The sequence below is a fragment of the Pseudoalteromonas sp. Scap06 genome (assembly GCF_013394165.1).
Taxonomy (GTDB): domain Bacteria; phylum Pseudomonadota; class Gammaproteobacteria; order Enterobacterales; family Alteromonadaceae; genus Pseudoalteromonas.
Genome location: NZ_CP041330.1, coordinates 912,435 through 932,915, shown reverse-complemented (window position 1 = coordinate 932,915; position 20,481 = coordinate 912,435). Strand labels below are relative to the sequence as shown.

Genomic DNA, 20,481 nt, shown 5'->3' with positions numbered 1-20,481 from the left:
TTATTCCTCGCCCTGGCTGTGTGATGATGGCATTGTATGATTACCCATTGCCTGATGCTCATTACTCATCTGCTGATGTTTACCCATCGAGTGGTGTTTTTTGTTCATATCGCCATGCGCCTGCATGTATTTCATCACTATGGTATGGAATAAACCGTCATCAACCTTGCCATAATAAGCGACAGGATTGTTTTCACTCGCTTTGGCAAGCTCAACATAATTGGCATGAGTAAGGCTATTAGCGTTGGTTTTAACCTGTTCAACCCACTGGTTAAAGTCAGCTTTTGTTGGCGTTGCGATGGCATTAAATTTCATACCAGTAAAACCCGCACCACTGTAATTAGCCGAAAAGCCTTTAAACGTGCCTGGCTCATTAGCGATTAAATGCAGCTTAGTTTCCATGCCCGCCATTGAGTAAATTTGACTACCTAACTGGGGAATGAAAAACGAGTTCATGGTACTTTCTGACGTGATTTTGTATTCAACCGGAACATTAGCAGGAAATACCAATTCGTTTACCGTGGCAATACCTTGTTTAGGGTAAATAAATAACCATTTCCAATTAAGTGACACCACTTCAACAGTTAAGTGTTCACCTTTACCCTCTATCGGTTTATAAGGGTCAAGCTCTTGAGTTGACTGCCAGGTGATCACACCTAAAATAACAACAATAACAATAGGAACCGCCCATACAACAGCCTCAATCTTATTAGAGTGAGCCCATTTTGGTGCGTAAATTTCATGGTTTTGTGTGTCTCTGTATTTCCAAGCAAAATATAAAGTCATCACAATAACGGGGATCACAACTAACAACATAAGCACAGTGGCGATGATGATCAGATTTTTCTCATCAATACCTATCTGCCCTTTTGGGTCGAGTACCCCGCCATTACAGCCTGATAAAATCAGCGCCATACTAGCTAAAGCAATATTAAAAAGGTTACGAATTAACAAGGGACTATCCTAAAACCTAAAGAGTTTTTATTAGCTGCCAAAAATAGTTAGCAACGATATTTGATAAAAACCCAAGTTAATTAAAATTGAATTACAAATAATGCAGAGCGCATGCAAGCATAAAGTATTGACCACTGGCTTAATAAAAAACACCTAGCAGAACCAACCCAGCTTTTTTAAACACATTAATATAACGCAATAAAAATTAACTTGGGTGAGGTGTGGTTGGCTGAGAGTGAGTAAAACACTAAGCTACATTGAAAGTAATCGTTATTTACAGCAAGAATAAATAATTAGATACCACAGGTGTAACCTATACCCATAAAAATTAATGGGTAAACAGACAACCTGTAAAGCTAGGTGGAGCACGACAACCATGTGCAGCTTGCACGGGTTGCTGAACTTTAGCCTCGCTAAAAGCAAAGGCTGCTTTACGGAGGATTATTCCAGCACGACGCGCTGGAAACATGTGGAACAATAGCCAACAAAGGCCAATAAGTAACTGACACGATAAGATAGGATGAGCTAAGAATTCGGCAATAGTCAGTAATAATGGCTCTATAAAAAAGCCATCACTGATCAATGCTTCAAGCCTAAAGGCATCCTCAATAGCGCCACTAAGCAACATAACGGCATTAAAAACTAATAATGTTATAGCCACACTCACGCCTCTTTTCGCTTTATTAAAGCGCTCATGCAACACTGACTTATCTAAGGTAAGCAAAGCGCTGGTATGAAACAAAAAAAATGAGTTCAAAAACATTAACCTATTAAAATGACTAATAACAAAATTTGGCATACACCGTGGCAACAAAAACAGGTTGCAGCCGTAAAGCCTTATACAGTGACATGAAATACAGTCTCAACGCATTAGCACTATTTGGCTAAGCTAGTTTTGATCAGCATCAATAGAACTTTCAAAACTTACTGAAAGTTCGGGCATGAGTATAACAAAGAGAGTTTTCTGTTCAAGATAAAAACACGATTATTTTATCAGCTGATGATTTATTTATGGCGATATAAATAAAAAACCTCCCGTAGTGAGCTACGAGAGGTTTTTTGTTTAAACAGAAATAAATCTATTTAAAGAATTTGGTTTTCTTTCCATACTTGCTCTTTGGCTAGACGCTTTTTGCGTTTATCGCATGGATCATCGCAATCACATGCTTTATCAATACCTACAGAGCCTAAGCCTCCGCAGCTACTCGCCATCGATTTTCTTTGAACTATCATGCCTATCGCCATCGCAGCGACAATTAAAATAAGTAAGCCAAAGGTTAGAAAAAAAAGTGACATTGCTTAGCCCCTATTGTTCAGCAATAAAATGAGCTCAAATAGCGTATTTGAGCTCCTTACATTATATACCCTCATGCTAAGGATATAAACCTAAAGACTATAAATAAGGCTTAAACGCAGGACTTGAATAAGTGACTAAACCATCAGGCGATTTAGCAATTAAATACACTGGTAAATCATGCTGCTGCGCATAACGTTGTGCTTTTTCCATTCCCATAACCGTTAAAGCAGTCGCTAAACCGTCGGCCGTCATAGCGCTAGGGTGTAAAACTGTAACAGAAACTAAGTCATGCTTAATTGGCATCCCTGTCATAGGATCAATAAGGTGAGTATAGGTTTCGCCATCCATTGTATAAAAGATTCGATAATCACCCGAGGTGGCAATACCGTTATTACCTGGTGCAAGTACACGGTGTACTTTTCGCTCACCTGGGTTAGCATCAGGTTGTTCAATTGCTATTCGCCATGCTTGATTGTCTGGTTTTGTACCAGCAATACGTAACTCCCCGCCAATCTCAACCATGTAATCTGTAATGCCTTTGCTTTGTAATAGCTCAGCCACTTTATCAATACCATAGCCTTTTGCTGTAGCTGAAAACGACAATTCTAAATCAGCCATCGTTTTTGCTAAGCCTTGCTCGTTAAGGACCAGCTTATCTATACCAATGTTATTGATCATATTTGCCAGAGCTTCATTCGTTGGGCGCTTTGTTGGTTTTTTATCTGGGCCAAACCCCCATAAATCTATCAACGGCCCCATAGTCACATCTAGGGTCTTAGTTGAATTACCTATACGCATAGATTCACTAATAACTGCCCTGAAATCATCACTGATTGGCATTACTTCGTTGGCATCTAAACGGTTAAAGGTGTTTATTTCAGAATCTTTAATATAGGTCGACATAGACTGGTTGATATCAACTAAAACCGCATCGATTTCTGCTTGTACTGCTTGAGGGTCAACTTGCTCAGCGTAAAACTTAATGTGGTAAGTTGTACCCATCGTTTTACCTTCTAAGTAGGTTTCCTCTGGGACTGATTTTCCACATCCAGATAATAGTAAAGTCAGCGTGATTATAAATAAGGCGATTATGCCCTGGGGAGTATTTACTTTGTTCATAACAACCCTACTTAATAGGTTAAAAATTAATATAAAAAAGCCTCGTCACATAAAATGCGACGAGGCTGGTATTTTAACTAAATTTAATCAGTTTGGGTATTAGCCACCGAAATCATCTAGTAAGATGTTTTCTTCTTCAACACCTAAGTCTTTAAGCATAGTGATAACAGCCGCATTCATCATTGGAGGACCACACATGTAGAACTCACAATCTTCAGGCGCTTCGTGATCTTTAAGATAGTTCTCAAATAACACGTTATGGATAAAGCCAGTGTAGCCTTCCCAGTTATCTTCTGGTTGCGGATCTGAAAGCGCAGTGTGCCAAACGAAGTTTTCGTTTTGCTCAGCTAGGCCGTCAAAATCTTCAACATAGAACATTTCACGTTTAGAACGCGCACCATACCAGAAACTAATTTTACGCTTAGAGTTTAAACGCTTAAGTTGGTCAAAGATATGTGAACGCATTGGTGCCATACCTGCACCACCACCTACGAATACCATTTCAGCGTCTGTGTCTTTAGCGAAGAACTCACCAAATGGACCAGAAATAGTTACTTTATCACCTTCTTTAAGTGACCAAATGTACGAAGACATTTTACCACATGGTAGGCTTAGGTTTCTTGGCGGCGGCGTAGCGATACGCACGTTAAGCATGATGATGCCTTCTTCTTCTGGGTAGTTAGCCATTGAGTAAGCACGAATTGTTTCTTCGTCTACTTTTGACTCCAGATCGAAGAAACCAAAATGGTTCCAATCGCCACGATACTCTTCAGGAATATCGAAATCTGCATATTTAACATGGTGAGCTGGCGCTTCGATCTGGATGTAACCACCCGCACGGAACGGCACTGACTCGCCATCAGGAATTTGTAGCTTAAGTTCTTTAATGAACGTCGCTTTGTTATCGTTAGAGATAACTTCACAATCCCATTTTTTAACACCGAAAATTGACTCTTCAAGTTCAATTTCCATGTCGTTTTTAACATTAACCTGACACGCTAGGCGACAACCTTCACGTGCTTCACCTTTAGAGATGTGGTCAAGTTCAGTTGGCAGAATATCACCGCCGCCTTCTTTAATGTGTACGCGACACTGGCCACAAGAGCCACCGCCACCACATGCAGAAGATACGAAAATACCTGACTCAGATAGTGCACCTAATAGCTTACTACCTGCTGATGTTTTAATGGCTTTGTCTGCATCGCCATTAATGCCGATGATGATATCACCGCTTGCAACTAGCTTAGATTTAGCACCAATGATGATTAAAACTAGTATTACAACGATAGCGATAAAAACACCAACGCCTAAGAAAATATCCATGATTGACCTCGCTATTATTACAGTGAAATACCAGAGAATGACATAAAGCCAAGACCCATCAAGCCAACAGTGATGAAGGTAATACCTAAACCACGTAAACCATCTGGTACGTCTGAATACTTCATTTTCTCACGGATACCTGCAAGTAATGTAATTGCAAGCGCCCAACCCACACCAGCGCCAATACCATAAACAACAGACTCGCCGAAGTTATAGTTACGCTCAACCATGAAGGCTACCGCACCAAAAATTGCACAGTTAACTGTGATTAGTGGTAAGAAAATACCTAATGCGTTGTAAAGCGGTGGGAAGAACTTATCTAATGCCATTTCAAGAATTTGCACTAGTGCTGCAATAACACCAATGAAAGTTAAGAAACGTAAAAAGCTAAGATCTGCTTCTGGGTAACCAAGCCACTCTAGTGAACCTGGTGCTAATACCGCATGGTAAACCAAGTTGTTAACCGGTACTGAAATACCTAATACAACAATAACCGCTACACCTAGGCCAATTGATGTAGTTACTTTTTTAGACACGGCTAAGAAAGTACACATACCTAGGAAGAATGCTAACGCTAAGTTTTCAATAAAAACGGCTTTTACAAATAAACTAATATAATGTTCCACTTATCGCCCCTTACGCTTTAGCTTCTACTTGGTCTTTCTTATAAGTACGAAGTACCCAAATGAATAAACCAATGATGAAGAATGCACTCGGTGGTAAGATCAATAGACCCATAGGTTGGTACCAACCACCATTTTGTACTAATGGAATAATATCAACACCGAATAGTGAACCTTTACCGAATAACTCACGAATAAAGCCAACAGTAAGTAGCACTACAGAGTAACCTAAGCCATTACCAATACCATCAAGGAAAGACATTAATGGCGGCGACTTCATTGCATAAGCTTCAGCGCGACCCATTACGATACAGTTAGTAATGATTAGACCAACGAATACTGATAACTCTTTTGCCGTAGCGTAAGAGAAAGCTTGTAGTACTTGGTCAACCACGATTACTAATGATGCAATAATCGTCATCTGTACGATGATACGTACTGATGATGGGATATGGTTACGAATAGTCGAGATAAAAAGGCTAGAGAATGCAGTTACCAAGGTCAATGCAATTGACATGATTAATGCATTTTTTAAGCTAGACGTTACCGCTAGCGCAGAACAAATACCAAGTACTTGTAATGCGATTGGGTTGTTAGCGAAAACTGGACCAAATAGGACCGCCTTCATTTCTTTAGTATCAGCCATTAGTTCAATGCTCCTTTACGTACTTTCGCAAGGAAAGGGCCAAAGCCATTTTCGCCAGTCCAAAAATCAACTGCATGGTCAACACCATTAGACGTTAATGTAGCACCTGAAAGACCGTCGATCTTATGCTCATCACCGGCTGCAGTCCCTTTAACGATTTGGATTGGTAACTCTTTACCTTCCCACGTTGCAGTCCACTGTGGGTTTTGAATTTCACCACCTAGACCAGGTGTTTCGTTATGTTTGTAGAAAATAATGTCTTTAATAGTTTCACCATCGCTTTCAAGCGAGATAAAACCGTACATTAAACCCCATAAACCATAACCCTGAATAGGAAGGATGATTGCATCAGTAGAGCCATCGTCTTTTTTAGAGATATAAACAGGCGCACGCTTGGTAATACGTTGAATACCGGCGATGTCTTTAATACCATTCTCTTTTAAAGATTTACTTAAATCAGCATCGTATTTGCTTTTTTCAAAGTCAAAATCTTCTACCGGCTCAGCAAACTCACCACTTTGCATATCAACAAAGCGGGTTTCGATTTTAGCTTCAAACGTTTCTGCAACGTTATCAACTTTGCCAATACCAGCAGCAGCTAAGATATTGCTTTGAATATCTTTTGCTTTATTTGCTTTTTGCAGAGGGCGTAGTTGTACAGATGTTAGCGATACAATAACTGCACACACTAAACATAATGAGACAACAACAGCTAGCGTTTTGCCAATTGATTCGTTATTACTAGACATTACGTGCCAACCTCCGCTTGATATTAGCTTGCACTACAAAGTGATCGAATAAAGGTGCAAACAAGTTAGCAAATAAGATTGCTAGCATGATGCCCTCTGGGTATGCAGGGTTAACAACACGGATCATGATAACCATAAAGCCAATAAGCGCACCGTATGCTAATTTACCTTTATCAGTAAATGCAGCAGATACAGGGTCAGTTGCCATAAAGAACATACCGAATGCAAAACCACCTAATACCATGTGCCAGTACCAAGGCATAGCAAACATTGCATTGGTTTCAGAACCAATGGTGTTCAGTATTGATGAGGTTACTACCATACCTAGGAATACACCTAGCACGATACGCCAAGACGCAATGCGCACGTAAATTAGGAATAAACCACCAATTAGTACAGCTAGTGTAGACGTTTCACCCATAGAACCTTGAATGAATCCGTAAAACGCATTCCACCAAAGCTCAATATCAGTCGCGTAATTTAACGTACCAGCAAACGCTTGACCAAGCATAGTCGCGCCAGAGAATGAATCTACGGCAGTCCATACTGTGTCACCTGAAATTTGTGCAGGGTATGCGAAGAATAAAAACGCACGACCAGCAAGCGCAGGGTTTAAGAAGTTACGGCCTGTACCACCAAATATTTCTTTTGCGATAACTACACCAAAAGTAATACCTAGCGCAACTTGCCATAAAGGAATCGTTGCAGGCAGAATTAATGCAAACAATACAGAAGTTACGAAGAAACCTTCATTAACTTCATGCTTACGCACAGAAGCAAATAACACTTCCCAGAAACCACCAACAATAAAGGTAGTTGCATAAATAGGTAGGAAGAAACAGGCTCCGTAGAACATTTTCGCCCCCCAGCCTGCATCAACGGTTAATTCACCGCCAAGTAACTGGAATAAACCTACTTGCCAAATATTCGCTAGCTCAAAGCCATTACCAAGTGCAATTGCAGCTTGATGGCCAATATTGAACATACCAAAGAACATGGCAGGGAACGTCGCCATCCACACTAAAATCATCATGCGTTTTAGGTCGATGTTATCACGAACGTGAGTTGAACCTTTATTTACGTAACCTGGCGTGTAAAAAATAGTCGCAGCAGCTTCATACAGCGCGTACCATTTCTCATGTTTACCACCTGGTTCAAAATGTGGTTCGATATCTTCTAAGAAAGTTTTTAAGCCCATTTTAGCCTTCCTTCTCGATCGTAGTTAAGCAATCGCGTAGGGCTGCGCCGTACTCGTATTTGCCAGGACAAACGAAGGTGCATAACGCTAAATCTTCTTCATCTAATTCAAGCGCACCTAATGAAATTGCACTGTCTAAATCACGAGACAATAAGTCACGTAATAAAAGCGTTGGCAAAATATCAAGTGGCATAACACGCTCATAGCTTCCAAGTGGAACCATGGCACGTTTTGAACCGCCTGTAGACGTTGTCATTTTAAATAAACGACTCGGTGTAAGGTGAGACAAGAATGTACGCGTTACAGAGAATTTATCACTACCTGGTGCAATCCAGCCAAACAATTCTTTTTCGCGACCTTCAAGTAATACAGATACTTGAACGTGGTAACGGCCTAAGAATGCATGAACACCAGACGACGTAGCACCTGCAAGTACAGAACCAGAAATAACACGGTTATCACCGTCTTCTAATTCACCTGCTACTAAGTCATCTAATGAAGCACCTAATTGTGTTTTCACTAAACGAGGATTCTTAACACGCGGACCTGCAAGCGAAATCACACGGTCTGTGTAAATTTCACCAGTAAGGAAAAGGTGACCATACGCAATAACGTCTTGGTAACCAATGTGCCAAACTTGCTTACTAGCAGATACTGGGTCAAGGTGATGGATATGAGTGCCAACAAGGCCAGCTGGGTGCACGCCACCAAACTCATGTACTTCTACTTGAGCAATAGGTGAACTAGGAACTTGACTGCCTGCTTGCTTACAAACAAATACTTTGCCATCGGTTAAACGTGACACAACAGCCAAACCTGCTTCAAACGCTTTCGCATTTTCAGCAATAACTACTGCAGGATCTGCAGCAAGTGGATTGGTATCGATAGCTGTCACAAAAATAGAGCTAGGATTTGCATCCAACGCCGCTATTTTACTAAATGGGCGAGCACGAAGTGCTGTCCATTGACCCGATTGAACTAGTACTTCTTTAGCTTTTTCACGGTCTAAGCTGTTAAGCTCAGTTTCCGAGAAAGAACCAAAGGTGATTTGCTCACTGCCGTTTACTTCAATAACAACAGATTGCAGAACACGTTTAGCACCGCGATTAATTTCTTTTACTGTACCAGAAGCTGGTGCAGTAAATAATACGCCGGGGTTCTTTTTATCTTCAAAAAGTACCTGGCCTTTTTTGACTTGGTCATCCACACGAACATGCATGGTTGGACGCATACCGATAAACTCTTCACCTAGCACAGCTACACGTTTGACGGCAGAACCATCATGAATAACTTGCTGAGGTGCGCCCTCTAAGGGTAAATCCAGACCTTTTTTTATATTGATCATACGCACTTGCACTACATTAACGGAAAGAAACTGAAAAATCGTACCAACCACGCCGCTATTTGTATTATTGCAAGCTATAAAATGACTCGCTATAGATACCAAACAAGCAGCGCAGTAAAAACTCCTCACATATTGCTTTGATTTTAACATTATTGTGACTGACTATGCGAGTGTATTTATGAAAATTATACGAGAGAAACGTTTATTTAGTTTTGTAATTAACAATTAATAAAATACAAGCTAGACCAAAGTGGTAAATAAACCAACAAATAGCAAATTTTTTTTCAAATCAAGGTTAAAAAACAAAAAAGTCGCACTAGGCGACTTTTTCAAAATTGCATTACTAGCTACAGATTAATCAATCATATTTGCAATTGGCGCAACAGGATTAACATCTTGCTCGTAATCAACCGTATCAATGCCAAAACCAAATAGGCGTAAAAACTCATTATGGTAGCCCACGTAATCCGTTAACTCATCAATTGAACTTGTGTCTACACTATCCCAAATAGTTTGAACACGTGCTTGAACGTCATCTTCCAGCTCTTTGTAGTTTTGGAATAAATGTCCGCCCTCATCAAAACGAGGTGAATCACCGTATAGGTTTTCATTAAATAACGCATGAATTTGCTCAATTGTGCCCTCGTAAGTGCCATCAGCCTTCATCACTTTAAATAGTGCCGAAATGTAAAGCGGCATTATTGGGATTGCCGAGCTTGCTTGGGTAACAACCGCATTAAGTGAAGAAACGTAAGCTTCGCCATTTAAATCTTGGGTAGCGGCTTTAATAGCTGCAGTGGCACGGTCTAGATCTTCTTTTGCCTTACCTATGGTTGCATGTCCATATATTGGCCAAGTTAGTTCTTTACCAATGTATGTGTAAGCCGTTGTTTTAAAGTTATCTGCTAGTACATCAGCGTCTTTAAGGGCGTCAATCCACATTTCCCAGTCTTCGCCACCCATTACTTTAATGGTGTTGTCGATATCGTCTTGGTTTGCTGCTTCAACAGTTACTTCATCAATTTCACGCTTTGACGTATTTAAGTTTTTAGTCGTTACCGCATTACCAATTGGCTTAAGTGTTGAAGAAAACACTTCCCCTGTATTTGGATCAGTACGACGAGGTGATGCTAAGCTGTAAATAATACAGTCAACTTTACCTAATTCAGCTTTAATGGTGTCGATTGTTTTTTGTTTGATTTCGTTAGAAAACGCATCACCATTAATATTTTTAGACCATAAGCCTTCAGCTTCAGCGGCTGCTTGAAATGCCGCCGTGTTATACCACCCCGCAGAGCCTGTTTTACGTTCAGTGCCTTCTTTTTCAAAGAACACACCCAATGTTTTAGCGCCACCACCAAATGCAGCGGTAATGCGAGATGCAAGGCCATAACCTGTAGACGCACCAATAACTAATACATTTTTAGGCGCATTTTTTAATGCTCCTTGCTGCTTAACATAATTAATTTGTTCTTGAACATGCTCTGCACAGCCAACTGGGTGTGCATTGGTGCAGATAAATCCGCGAATTTTAGGCTTAATGACCATTGATCATCCTATATCTTTTACAATAAAAATTAGCGCTAGTTTAAAGGCTAAAACAAAAAAAACTGATCTGATCAGTTACTCACTGCTCAAACCAATCCACTATTACCTGTTATCCAACTTTTGAGCCGCCCATGCAATTAGGTGACTGCGGCGCTTCGCCGTCGTGCTCTGTAAATTCCTCAGGAGTGTAAGTGTGCATAGCAAGCGCATGAATATGATTTGCCAGCTCATCTTTTAAAATTTCATTAATTTCACGATGACGCTGCAATAATCGCTTACCAGCGAATTCTTCACTGACTACAATCACTTTAAAGTGAGATTCAGTCCCCGCACTGTGCATATGGCTTTCGTTAATAACATTTAAATGCTTACACGCAATAGCATTTGCTAGCTTGTCACGTATTTGTTGTTGCATTGACATAAAAACCACCCTCAAAATTCAGTTATATGGTTACTATAACAACTGCGGCTACACCATGGCTAATGCTATTTAAGTAATGTAGCGAAACGTTAAACTGATCCGCGGGTGTTTAAGTGTTGTTTGTTTTGGTAGCGCATGCTGGTAATTTTGTTGGCTCTGTCCGCTCATTATTAAACAACTACCACTTTGTAATTTGATGTTAGTAATGCTGTTGCTTACTTTGTGTTTAAGTTTAAATAACCGTTCTGCACCAAGCGACACACACGCTATGGTAGGCTCAGGCCCTAGCTCAGCCTCGTCATCGCTATGCCAACCCATACAATCGTGGCCATCCCGATAATAATTAACCAAAATTGAGTTAAATGGTTGCTGTAGGTGATTTTCTAAACGTGTTCGCATGGCAAGTAATACGTCTGGCCAAGGCTCTAAGTCGAGTTTATGCCCAGAATAACCGTACTCAAGATTTTCTTCGCTGATAAAACATTGTAGCCTAGGTATTGGCCCCGTTTTACCAAACACTGTAATGTTTGGCTGTTGCCAATTTAGGTTTTGCTGCAAATAATAAAATAAATCGAGGCTTTTTTGTGCGCTAAGTACCTTACTTTGATAAGAAAAGCCATTTGGTAACAGTTGGGGGTTGGCGTTTGGCGGTTGCATGTTAGAATTTACCTATCATTTGATTACCGATCATTAAACTATTATGACTACGCAAGCTACGCTCGGCGATAACACTTTTACTCTTGAACGCTTTCCTTTGGATCAAAAAAACCGCAGCTTACAAGCGTGGGATTCAGCAGACGAATACCTTATTGACTATGTTAATGAACACTACCCTGATTGTCGCTCGTTACTGATCTTAAACGACAGTTTTGGTGCACTTAGCTGTTACTTTAGCAAGCAACAATTAACAGTTTGTTCAGTAAACGACTCATATATTAGCCATCAGGCAGCTGCTTATAACTTAGCGGAAAACAAAATCGCGACGACTGCGTTTAGCCAGCTTGATAGTTTATCGGCTCTACCTGAGCAAGTAGACCTAGTGTTGGTAAAAGTACCACGCACGTTGGCTTTTTTACAATATCAGCTATCTGAATTAAGCGAGGTGCTCGCGCCAGATACGCCAGTTATTGGTGCTGCAAAAACTAAAGACGTGCATAACTCTACTATTAAAGCATTTGAAAACTTTATTGGTGAGACGAAAACAAGTCTTGCAGTAAAAAAATCACGTTTAATTATTAGCCAAGCAGCAGGCGGTTATAAAGGCGCAGATTTCCCAGTCAGCTGGCCACTTGAAGGCACTGATTTTACAATAAGCAATCATGCAAATGTGTTTTCGCGTGATTCACTTGATATAGGTGCGCGCTTCTTTTTTAATTATTTGCCACAAACAAATAAAGCCAAAAATATTATAGATTTAGGCTGTGGTAATGGCGTGGTTGGTTTAATGACATTAGCGCGCTGCCCTAATGCTCGTATTAGCTTTGTTGATGAGTCGTATATGGCGGTTGAATCAGCTCGACTCAACATTGAATTAAACATGGAAGACAAGTTTGAACAATGTACCTTTATAGAGAATGATTGTTTAACCGACTTTGAACGTGAAAGTGCCGATATTGTATTGTGTAATCCGCCATTTCACCAAGCACAAGCGGTTACCGACCACATCGCGTGGCAAATGTTTAAACAAGCAAAAGACACATTAAAAGAAGGTGGCGAGCTGCGTATTATTGGCAATCGTCATTTAGATTATCATGACAAACTAAACCGTATGTTTGGTAACTGTACTTTATTAGGCTCTAATAAAAAGTTTGTGGTACTCAGCGCAACTAAAAATAGTGGAACGTTATAAATGAAACTCATAAAGATATTATTGAGCTGTTGTACTTTAGTGGTTTTTTCGGGATGTGCCAATCAGCCTAATCAGCTTATTCTCAATCCCGTCTATAAAAGTGGACAAATAAGCTCAATCAATAACAGCTTAAACACCAGCGTGATTGATTTACGTGGTGACAGTGCAACCTTAAAGCTTATTGAATCAAGCAAAACAAAAACCATTGCCAGCACGGGTATTACTGAGTCAGTTAAAAGTGCATTAGACAGTGCGCTTAGTCGCAATGGCGCTAGCATTTCTAATTTAGCGCAATTACGTTTTGAGTTAGATATTCACGCACTGCAAGCTGTGGTTACAGAAAAGCTAATGAGCCATACCAGTGATGCCAAGATTGAATTTGAAGTACGGGTGATTCGCCCAACCAGTAATTTCAGTAAGCGTTATAGCGGTAATGCTAATTTATCTGGACCACTTGGTCATGATAGGGCAAAAATTGAAGGTCAGCTCAATAAGTTGACTGAGCAGTTAATTACCCGCATTGTATCTGACCCTGAATTAATTGCATTTTTAGAAGGTTAATAATGAAGCAACTTTTTTTAATCTGCGTAAGCTTACTTTTTAGCGTAAATAGTTTAGCGGCACAAGAAGGCCGCTTTGTGCAAAAAGATAATATTTTCCCTCGAGTAGAAATTGTGACATCGTTGGGCAGTATTGTGGTTGAGCTAGACCGCTCAAGAGCCCCTATTACGGTCAATAACTTTTTGACTTACGTGTCTGATAAAAGCTATCAAGGCAGTGTGTTTCATCGTGTAGAACGCGATGTAGAAAATGATCGTGATTTTGTAATTCAAGGCGGTGGTTATGATAAAGATTACGATGGCCTGCATGAAAACGACCCTATTTTTAATGAAAGCGGTAACGGCTTAACTAACGATATGTATAGCATTGCTATGGCCTATCAAGATCGAGAACCACACTCAGGAACGCGTCAGTTCTTTTTTAACATGGATGACAATGACCATTTAAATCCAGGGCGAGATTGGGGATTTGCCGTGTTTGGCAGTGTTATGGAAGGTTATGAGACGCTCGATAAAATCATGGCTGTAAAAACGGGTTTTAATGACAAAATTGGCTACAACTTTGTCCCTGAAAAACCGGTTGTTATATTAAATATCAAGGTGCTTGAACAAGTTCCTTTATAACTTTTTATCAGAGCAGCTTTGGCTGCTCTTTCTATGAGCCAATGAGCCCCTATGAATAGCACACTTTCTGTTCGCGAATATTTTTCTTATTTTAAAGATAAACGTTTAATTAATGTTTTTATATTTGGAATGAGCAGTGGTTTTCCGTGGGTGTTAATTGGCTCGGTAATGTCGGCTTGGCTTAAAGATGAAGGTTTGAGTCGCAGCATGATAGGCTTATTTGGCATTGTGTTTGGTGCCTACAGTATCAATTTTTTATGGTCGCCTTTAATAGACCGCACTAAACTGCCCTTTTTGTACAACTGGCTTGGTCAGCGCCGCAGTTGGATCTTGTTTTGCCAAAGCTTTATTTTGCTTGGCACGTTACTACTTGCAGGGCTTGATCTAAAAGCAAACCTAGCGATTGCCGCCGCACTTTGCTTGCTGATCGCCATAGCCTCTGCAACGCAAGATATTGCTATAGATGCTTTTCGAATAGACACTCTTAGTGAAAATGAATCTCACAAAGCCACCGCAGCCGCCGCAATGGCTACATCAGGTTGGTGGACAGGTTATGCTTTATTAGGGGCTGTGCCCTTTTATATGGCTGATATGCCAAACATAGACTGGCCGCAGGTCTATTATTTTTTATCTGCGATTATGCTGTTATTAATTAGCTGTGTGTTTTGGGCTAAAGAACCAAAATCAAACCGTGAAGCTGTTCATGCCGAGCTAGAGCGTGTTTATCTTGAAAAGCTTGCGGCAAGCAAACAAACACCACTAACGAAAATACTCGCATGGCTGGGTGTCACCGTGGTTGACCCATTTAAAACCTTTTTTGCTAAAAATGGGGTTAAAACTGCACTAGCACTGCTGGCGTTTATTTTCTTATTTAAAATTGGTGAAGCATTTTTAGCACGAATGTCGATTGTATTTTATAAGGAAGTGGGCTTTAGTAATACCCAAATAGCAAATTACTCCAAGCTAGGCACGGGTTTAATCACTATCGTATTTGCCTTTTTAGGCAGTATTTTTAACCACAAATATGGCATAGTAAAAGGCCTATTTATAAGTGGCATCGCCATGGCTGCATCTAACTTAATGTTTTCTTGGATTGCCTTAGCAGGACCGCAGGAACACTTATATGCAATGGCAATTGTAGTTGATGGCTTTACCCAAGCTTGGTCTTTAGTGGCGATGGTTGCCTTTATATCTATGCTGTGTGACAGAGCATTTAGCGCTACTCATTATGCGCTACTAGCATCATTGGGTAACTTAGGGCGTACGTTATTATCGAGTTATAGTGGCGTAGTTATTGATGATTGGCTGATGGGGAATTGGTCATTATTTTTTGTATTAACAGCGCTTATGGTTTTACCTTCATTGATATTTTTATATCTAATTAGGCACAAACTATATTTATTAGAGCAAAATTATCATAATAGGTAATACCTAATGCATCCCTGCATTAGTATTAGCTGTAGACGTTAGGTTTAACTTTACGATTACAGCCTAAAAGCGTTAATCAGCTTTAATTAAGCTTAATGCTTCATACGGGTCAACTTCTAATGCATTGCAATAGCGAACAAACTCAATCACATCTAAGCGACGTTCTTGGTTTTCTATTTTGCCTATAAAAGAATGTGGCGTACCCAATATTTGCGCTAAGCTGCGCATTGTGTAGCCTTTTTCATGGCGCTTAGTTTTAAGCCACTTTGTTAGCTTTGCATTTTCTTCCGAAGATACGGTTTTACCCATCATATACAACTCCTACTCGTTGTTTAACTATACATATTGCAAAGTGCTCAATGCCGTCAACATTGTAAGCCCACTGAGACTAACTAAGACACAGTGTAAACGCTTACAATTTAAACAAAAAAGATTCTTAAATATGTATTAACTCTTTATTATTGTAAAAATGAAACCTTGCCCGTCTCATTCTTGGATACATTATATACCATTCACCGTTGATCTGAATGATTAATTAGTAATTCTGCGATTAAAGTCTAACAACAAATATTTACTAAGTCTGAATAAGGTTAAATATTTTATAACTTTTTTGTTTCATTTAAATATAAGCTGTTTATTATTAAGGTCTATTGACCCTAACTTAAAGAGGTTAAATCATGTTTAGACTACTCTTTTTACTGCCTATTATTTTGTGCTTAGGTTGGTACTTTTTTTTACGCCATTATGCAATTCCAATAAAACAGGGTAAAAAAGGATTTATCTATATTTTAGTTTTCTCAACGTTTGTACTTGGTTTTTTTGTGTTAATGATGCAAATAACAGAATACAGCCCAACTGAGTTATAATTTTTTTGAACATATAAAAAAACCGCTTATTAAGCGGTTTTTTTGGATAACGATATTTTTATACGCTAAAACTAGCACCACAACCACATGTAGTGGTCGCATTAGGGTTTGAGACAAAAAAACGCGCCCCCTCTAATCCTTCGGTGTAGTCAACTTCGCCATCAACTAAATATTGGATACTCATAGGGTCAATGACTAAGGTAACCCCGTTTTTAACAATTTCTAAATCGCCAGGATTCGCTTTTTCATCAAAAGTAAAACCGTATTGAAAACCTGAACACCCACCGCCTGTGACATAAACACGCAGTTTTAGATCTGGGTTTTCTTCTTCGTCGATTAACTGTTTAACACGCACAGCGGCTGCGTCGCTAAACTTAATGGGTAATTCTTCAGACATCTTATAACCCTCAATACCTTAATACTAATGCGCGAGATTATCTAATACCTGAGTGTTTTAATCAAGTATAGTTAATCCTGCTTCTACGCTCCAATGCTAACATGGCTTGTTTAGCTCACTCTGTGAATAGGTGCAGTATAAATTAAATTTAAATTAATCTGTTGTTAAAAATCTCAAGGACTTCCCTAGACTATTTTGATAAACTTGACGCCTAAAAATGCTACGGGGAAATAAAGCATGTGGCTTGAGCGACTGAGACGTCGATTAGCAAAACCAAAAACATCCGTACAATTATGCTTATTAGGCGTAAGTGCCGGATTAATTGCTGCATTTTTTATTATACTGTTCCGCTTAACCATTTTATTTTTCCAAAGTTTATTTCTAGAAACCCCTGACGATTTTACCACCCTACCCACTTTAGAACGGGTATTAATGCCTTTAGTTGCAGCGTTATTAATAGCTACATTTGCGGCTTTCACTGGCTTTAAACATTACCGCTTAGGTATTCCTTTTGTAATACACAGAATCAAGCGCCATTACGGGCAAATGCCACTGTATAACACGGTTAATCAGTTTGTTGGTGGTGCGCTGGCACTGATCAGTGGTTTTTCTGTTGGCCGCGAAGGCCCATCAGTTCACATGGGAGCAGCAGGGGCGAGCATATTAGCAAATAAATTACACTTACCTCACAACGCTATGCGTACCCTCAGTGGTTGTGGCGTTGCCGCGGGAATTGCTGCGTCGTTCAATACCCCGCTTGCTGCGGTTATTTTTGTAATGGAAGTGGTGCTCAGAGAATACAAAGTGCATATTTTTGTGCCGATAATGCTCGCAGCCGTTACCGGTGCATTAGCCACTCAATTTGTATTTGGTGAAGGCTCAGAACTTGCGCTAATAAGCATCGCCCCCTTAAGTGGGTGGCATTACCCCTATTTAATTTTGTGCGGCATGGGGCTGGGCGCGGTGGCTTATGCTTTTAATCAAAACTTAATGCTGATTATTAAAACCTTTAAACCACTAAGTATGTTTCCTCGTTTAATAATTGCAGGGTGTATTGCCAGCTTAATTGCCTATGCAGTTCCACAAGCTATGGGCTCAGGGATGAGTGCGATAACCATTGCTGTAGAGTCACCTGAAAACATGCAACTACTTACCACTATTTTAATTGCTAAGTTATTAGCCACCTTGTTTGCTATTGGCTTAGGTATTCCTGGTGGGTTAATTGGTCCGGTTATTGGACTTGGCGTTTTAACCGGCACTTTAATGGCATTTTTTGCCCAGTTTATTAGCCCAGGAACTGACATAGCTGGTACTTATGGGGTGCTCGGCATGGCAGGCTTACTAGCTGCCACATTGCACTCTCCCTTAGCGGCACTAACTACCGTGATGGAGCTGACCTCTTCACCGGAAATTATTGTACCGGCGATGATCGTCATTACCACCGCCTACGTTACAGCTTTGCAGGTGTTTGGTAACCGCTCTATATTTTTACAGCAATTAGACTTTCAGGGATTACCTTACCATGTATCTCCGGCCACTGAGGCATTACAAAAAGTAGGGGTGATGGATGACATGGATGAAGACTTTAAACTGCTCTACTCCGATGATAAAGAGCAAATAAAAAACAGTCTAGATGCCATGGACAGCCAAACACCGTTAATTGTGTTTGACGAGGAAAATGGTTATCGCCTAGCTGAATATGACTTAAGTTTAATGTCTGATCAGGCGGTCAATATAAAGTACATTAGCTTACAAGGTATCAGCAGCCAGGCCACTCTTGCAGATGCCTTTGAAATTTTAAATGATAAACGCAGTGGTGCACTTTATGTATATAACTTATTAGATAATCAACAAATTATGGGATTACTACGGTGGGATCAAATCCATCATATTCTAACCATACGTAACAGTTTACTTTAACAATAATGAGAACAGTATGAGCGCATTATTAATTTACAAAACCTTGCACGTATTTTTTATGATTGCTTGGTTTGCCGGTATTTTTTACCTACCTCGACTTTTTGTTTATCACGCTATGAGTGAAGAAAAATCGTGTAACTCAATGCTAAAAGTAATGGAACGTCGGCTGCTTTATTTTGTTACCCCCTTTGCTGTGCTTACCGCAGTGTTTGGCGTATTAACTATTGTTGAATACGGCCGCGAATGGTTTCGTTACAGTATGTGGCTGCATTATAAACTAGTGCTGGTAATCATTTTATATATTTATCATGGCTACTGTTTCAAATTATTAGCTGATTTTAAACACGATAGAAATACAAAAAGCGATCGGTTTTACCGAATTTTCAACGAGCTACCTGTTTTAGCGTTACTCGTTATAGTTGCTTTAGCCATTATTAAGCCAAGCTTTTAAATACAGGATTATAAATTACACTGCCAAGTCGCAAACTAAGTTTGTATAATACGCGCGATTGCGTGCTCCTTTATGGATTATCGCGCCTTTTTGAATAACTAGGAATAACCCCATGTTCAGTTTCCAAGGTGAAAATATACTCTCTGTTAATCAACTCGATCGAGACTGTATTGAACGCATATTTGCTGTAGCAAAAAAAATGGAGCCATACGCAAAAAAACAAAAGCGTACCAATGTGCTTGAAGGCGCTATTTTAGCAAATCTATTTTTTGAACCTAGTACGCGTACTCGTGTTAGTTTTGGCACTGCGTTTAACTTACTCGGTGGACTGGTTCGTGAAACCACCGGTATGCAAAGCTCTGCGCTTGCTAAGGGCGAGTCACTATATGATACCGCACGTGTTATTTCAGCCTATGCTGATGCGGTTGCAATGCGCCATCCAGACTCAGGCTCGGTAGCTGAATTTGCAACAGGTTGCAGCGTACCAGTAATAAATGGTGGCGATGGACCCAATGAGCACCCTACTCAAGCGCTGCTTGATTTATTAACTATTGAGCGAGAGCTTAACCGCTTCGATCAAAATATTGATGGTATGCACATTGCGCTAGTCGGCGATTTAAAATATGGCCGAACCGTTCACTCGCTATCAAAGCTACTATGTCATTACAAAAACATTCGCTTTTCAATGGTTGCCCCTAATGGCTTGCAAATGCCTGACTCAATTTTATCTGTCGTTGAAAATGCAGGGCATAAAATTGAACTGGTTGATAAAATGGAAGGTAACTTAGCGGCCGATATTGTTTATCAAACACGCATTCAAGAAGAGCGTTTTCCGTCTCAAGAGGAAGCTAATAAATACCGTGGTGGATTTAGAATTAGCCAGTCTATTTACAATTCCCATTGCAAACCGAACTCGGTGTTAATGCACCCGCTTCCTCGCGATAGCCGTTTAGAGGCAAACGAACTTGATAATGACTTAAATGCTAACGACAATCTAGCAATATTCCGCCAAGTACAAAATGGCGTACTTATTCGTATGGCGCTGTTTGCTTTAACCCTCGGCGTAGAAAACAAAGTCGAGCAGTATGAAGTAGACGTTCCTTGGTTTAGCCGCAAACGCGATAGCTAAGCTTTTAATTTTAAAGTGATAAAACAATAGGATT

The 20,481-nt window shown here is 40.0% G+C and carries 23 protein-coding genes; 8 read left to right on the top strand and 15 right to left on the bottom strand.

The genetic code is table 11. The features are described from left to right. The 13 genes from cyoA to FLM47_RS04195 form a co-directional block, all read right to left on the bottom strand. Complete coding sequence (gene cyoA, locus FLM47_RS04255) at nt 1-954, bottom strand: ubiquinol oxidase subunit II (protein WP_178955361.1); 954 nt, start codon at nt 952-954, stop codon at nt 1-3. A 328-nt stretch (nt 955-1,282) separates the two neighbouring features. Then, the gene (locus FLM47_RS04250) at nt 1,283-1,717 is read right to left on the bottom strand and encodes a hypothetical protein (protein ID WP_372239237.1); all 435 of its coding nucleotides are present in this window, start codon (nt 1,715-1,717) and stop codon (nt 1,283-1,285) included. A 320-nt stretch (nt 1,718-2,037) separates the two neighbouring features. Then, nucleotides 2,038-2,250 carry a (Na+)-NQR maturation NqrM gene (gene nqrM / locus FLM47_RS04245; protein WP_010391098.1) on the bottom strand — a complete coding sequence of 71 codons (213 nt, stop codon included), beginning with the start codon at nt 2,248-2,250 and terminating at the stop codon, nt 2,038-2,040. Nucleotides 2,251-2,347: 97 nt separating this feature from the next. Next, entirely contained in the window at nt 2,348-3,370 is a 1,023-nt protein-coding gene (locus tag FLM47_RS04240) for an FAD:protein FMN transferase (RefSeq protein ID WP_055011636.1), read from the bottom strand. Between the two features lie 99 nt (nt 3,371-3,469). After that, nucleotides 3,470-4,693: an NADH:ubiquinone reductase (Na(+)-transporting) subunit F gene (nqrF, locus tag FLM47_RS04235; RefSeq protein ID WP_008111899.1), complete on the bottom strand. Its 1,224-nt coding sequence runs from the start codon at nt 4,691-4,693 to the stop codon at nt 3,470-3,472. Nucleotides 4,694-4,710: 17 nt separating this feature from the next. After that, nucleotides 4,711-5,319, bottom strand: coding sequence for an NADH:ubiquinone reductase (Na(+)-transporting) subunit E (nqrE, locus tag FLM47_RS04230; protein WP_006791490.1), 609 nt, complete (start codon nt 5,317-5,319; stop codon nt 4,711-4,713). Nucleotides 5,320-5,329: 10 nt separating this feature from the next. Continuing rightward, complete coding sequence (locus FLM47_RS04225; protein ID WP_006791491.1) at nt 5,330-5,962, bottom strand: NADH:ubiquinone reductase (Na(+)-transporting) subunit D; 633 nt, start codon at nt 5,960-5,962, stop codon at nt 5,330-5,332. Continuing rightward, entirely contained in the window at nt 5,962-6,711 is a 750-nt protein-coding gene (locus tag FLM47_RS04220; RefSeq protein ID WP_024601889.1) for a Na(+)-translocating NADH-quinone reductase subunit C, read from the bottom strand. Before FLM47_RS04220 ends, FLM47_RS04225 begins: the two co-directional genes overlap by 1 nt. Continuing rightward, the gene (locus tag FLM47_RS04215) at nt 6,704-7,909 is read right to left on the bottom strand and encodes an NADH:ubiquinone reductase (Na(+)-transporting) subunit B (RefSeq protein WP_008111893.1); all 1,206 of its coding nucleotides are present in this window, start codon (nt 7,907-7,909) and stop codon (nt 6,704-6,706) included. The genes FLM47_RS04220 and FLM47_RS04215 overlap by 8 nt, the downstream gene beginning before the upstream one ends. Before the next feature lies 1 nt (nt 7,910). After that, nucleotides 7,911-9,254 carry a Na(+)-translocating NADH-quinone reductase subunit A gene (locus FLM47_RS04210; RefSeq protein WP_054202028.1) on the bottom strand — a complete coding sequence of 448 codons (1,344 nt, stop codon included), beginning with the start codon at nt 9,252-9,254 and terminating at the stop codon, nt 7,911-7,913. A 354-nt stretch (nt 9,255-9,608) separates the two neighbouring features. Beyond that, nucleotides 9,609-10,802, bottom strand: coding sequence for an enoyl-ACP reductase FabV (fabV, locus tag FLM47_RS04205; RefSeq protein ID WP_010391087.1), 1,194 nt, complete (start codon nt 10,800-10,802; stop codon nt 9,609-9,611). Nucleotides 10,803-10,911: 109 nt separating this feature from the next. Further along, complete coding sequence (locus tag FLM47_RS04200; RefSeq protein WP_010391086.1) at nt 10,912-11,223, bottom strand: BolA family transcriptional regulator; 312 nt, start codon at nt 11,221-11,223, stop codon at nt 10,912-10,914. A 69-nt stretch (nt 11,224-11,292) separates the two neighbouring features. Further along, on the bottom strand, nt 11,293-11,880 hold the full coding sequence (locus FLM47_RS04195) for an alpha-ketoglutarate-dependent dioxygenase AlkB (protein WP_138605623.1): 588 nt from the start codon (nt 11,878-11,880) through the stop codon (nt 11,293-11,295). A 43-nt stretch (nt 11,881-11,923) separates the two neighbouring features. Between FLM47_RS04195 and FLM47_RS04190 the strand changes: the two genes are divergently transcribed. From FLM47_RS04190 to FLM47_RS04175, 4 genes are read left to right on the top strand one after another with little or no spacing between them, the layout of a single operon-like run. Further along, nucleotides 11,924-13,072, top strand: a complete 1,149-nt coding sequence (locus tag FLM47_RS04190; RefSeq protein ID WP_131690653.1) for a methyltransferase — start codon at nt 11,924-11,926, stop codon at nt 13,070-13,072. Next, nucleotides 13,073-13,633 carry a YajG family lipoprotein gene (locus tag FLM47_RS04185; protein ID WP_008111881.1) on the top strand — a complete coding sequence of 187 codons (561 nt, stop codon included), beginning with the start codon at nt 13,073-13,075 and terminating at the stop codon, nt 13,631-13,633. Nucleotides 13,634-13,635: 2 nt separating this feature from the next. Continuing rightward, entirely contained in the window at nt 13,636-14,256 is a 621-nt protein-coding gene (locus FLM47_RS04180; protein WP_178955357.1) for a peptidylprolyl isomerase, read from the top strand. Between the two features lie 51 nt (nt 14,257-14,307). After that, nucleotides 14,308-15,684 carry an MFS transporter gene (locus tag FLM47_RS04175; protein ID WP_138605631.1) on the top strand — a complete coding sequence of 459 codons (1,377 nt, stop codon included), beginning with the start codon at nt 14,308-14,310 and terminating at the stop codon, nt 15,682-15,684. A gap of 72 nt (nt 15,685-15,756) precedes the next feature. Here the strand turns inward: FLM47_RS04175 and FLM47_RS04170 are convergent, their stop codons facing one another. Continuing rightward, nucleotides 15,757-15,996 carry a helix-turn-helix domain-containing protein gene (locus FLM47_RS04170; protein ID WP_008111877.1) on the bottom strand — a complete coding sequence of 80 codons (240 nt, stop codon included), beginning with the start codon at nt 15,994-15,996 and terminating at the stop codon, nt 15,757-15,759. A 365-nt stretch (nt 15,997-16,361) separates the two neighbouring features. On the opposite strand from FLM47_RS04170, the gene FLM47_RS04165 reads away from it, so the two are divergent. Continuing rightward, a complete protein-coding gene (locus FLM47_RS04165; protein ID WP_138605633.1) occupies nt 16,362-16,550 on the top strand; it encodes a hypothetical protein in 189 nt (62 codons plus the stop codon). Nucleotides 16,551-16,608: 58 nt separating this feature from the next. On the opposite strand, the gene erpA is transcribed toward FLM47_RS04165, so the two are convergent. Further along, nucleotides 16,609-16,947: an iron-sulfur cluster insertion protein ErpA gene (erpA, locus tag FLM47_RS04160; protein ID WP_002958911.1), complete on the bottom strand. Its 339-nt coding sequence runs from the start codon at nt 16,945-16,947 to the stop codon at nt 16,609-16,611. 237 nt (nt 16,948-17,184) lie between these two features. Between erpA and FLM47_RS04155 the strand changes: the two genes are divergently transcribed. From FLM47_RS04155 to FLM47_RS04145, 3 genes are all read left to right on the top strand, one after another. After that, nucleotides 17,185-18,867: a chloride channel protein gene (locus FLM47_RS04155; protein ID WP_010391078.1), complete on the top strand. Its 1,683-nt coding sequence runs from the start codon at nt 17,185-17,187 to the stop codon at nt 18,865-18,867. A 16-nt stretch (nt 18,868-18,883) separates the two neighbouring features. Then, nucleotides 18,884-19,318, top strand: coding sequence for a CopD family protein (locus tag FLM47_RS04150; protein ID WP_010391077.1), 435 nt, complete (start codon nt 18,884-18,886; stop codon nt 19,316-19,318). A 112-nt stretch (nt 19,319-19,430) separates the two neighbouring features. Further along, complete coding sequence (locus FLM47_RS04145; protein WP_054202016.1) at nt 19,431-20,447, top strand: aspartate carbamoyltransferase; 1,017 nt, start codon at nt 19,431-19,433, stop codon at nt 20,445-20,447. The last annotated feature ends 34 nt before the right edge of the window (nt 20,448-20,481 follow it).

Coding starts and splice junctions, on each gene's coding strand:
- FLM47_RS04250 (WP_372239237.1), bottom strand. CDS start 1,717: ATGTTTTTGAACTCATTTTTTTTGTTTCATACCAGCGCTTTGCTTACC.
- nqrM (WP_010391098.1), bottom strand. CDS start 2,250: ATGTCACTTTTTTTTCTAACCTTTGGCTTACTTATTTTAATTGTCGCT.
- FLM47_RS04240 (WP_055011636.1), bottom strand. CDS start 3,370: ATGAACAAAGTAAATACTCCCCAGGGCATAATCGCCTTATTTATAATC.
- nqrF (WP_008111899.1), bottom strand. CDS start 4,693: ATGGATATTTTCTTAGGCGTTGGTGTTTTTATCGCTATCGTTGTAATA.
- FLM47_RS04225 (WP_006791491.1), bottom strand. CDS start 5,962: ATGGCTGATACTAAAGAAATGAAGGCGGTCCTATTTGGTCCAGTTTTC.
- FLM47_RS04220 (WP_024601889.1), bottom strand. CDS start 6,711: ATGTCTAGTAATAACGAATCAATTGGCAAAACGCTAGCTGTTGTTGTC.
- FLM47_RS04215 (WP_008111893.1), bottom strand. CDS start 7,909: ATGGGCTTAAAAACTTTCTTAGAAGATATCGAACCACATTTTGAACCA.
- FLM47_RS04210 (WP_054202028.1), bottom strand. CDS start 9,254: ATGATCAATATAAAAAAAGGTCTGGATTTACCCTTAGAGGGCGCACCT.
- fabV (WP_010391087.1), bottom strand. CDS start 10,802: ATGGTCATTAAGCCTAAAATTCGCGGATTTATCTGCACCAATGCACAC.
- FLM47_RS04200 (WP_010391086.1), bottom strand. CDS start 11,223: ATGTCAATGCAACAACAAATACGTGACAAGCTAGCAAATGCTATTGCG.
- FLM47_RS04195 (WP_138605623.1), bottom strand. CDS start 11,880: ATGCAACCGCCAAACGCCAACCCCCAACTGTTACCAAATGGCTTTTCT.
- FLM47_RS04190 (WP_131690653.1), top strand. CDS start 11,924: ATGACTACGCAAGCTACGCTCGGCGATAACACTTTTACTCTTGAACGC.
- FLM47_RS04185 (WP_008111881.1), top strand. CDS start 13,073: ATGAAACTCATAAAGATATTATTGAGCTGTTGTACTTTAGTGGTTTTT.
- FLM47_RS04180 (WP_178955357.1), top strand. CDS start 13,636: ATGAAGCAACTTTTTTTAATCTGCGTAAGCTTACTTTTTAGCGTAAAT.
- FLM47_RS04175 (WP_138605631.1), top strand. CDS start 14,308: ATGAATAGCACACTTTCTGTTCGCGAATATTTTTCTTATTTTAAAGAT.
- FLM47_RS04170 (WP_008111877.1), bottom strand. CDS start 15,996: ATGATGGGTAAAACCGTATCTTCGGAAGAAAATGCAAAGCTAACAAAG.
- FLM47_RS04165 (WP_138605633.1), top strand. CDS start 16,362: ATGTTTAGACTACTCTTTTTACTGCCTATTATTTTGTGCTTAGGTTGG.
- erpA (WP_002958911.1), bottom strand. CDS start 16,947: ATGTCTGAAGAATTACCCATTAAGTTTAGCGACGCAGCCGCTGTGCGT.
- FLM47_RS04155 (WP_010391078.1), top strand. CDS start 17,185: ATGTGGCTTGAGCGACTGAGACGTCGATTAGCAAAACCAAAAACATCC.
- FLM47_RS04150 (WP_010391077.1), top strand. CDS start 18,884: ATGAGCGCATTATTAATTTACAAAACCTTGCACGTATTTTTTATGATT.
- FLM47_RS04145 (WP_054202016.1), top strand. CDS start 19,431: ATGTTCAGTTTCCAAGGTGAAAATATACTCTCTGTTAATCAACTCGAT.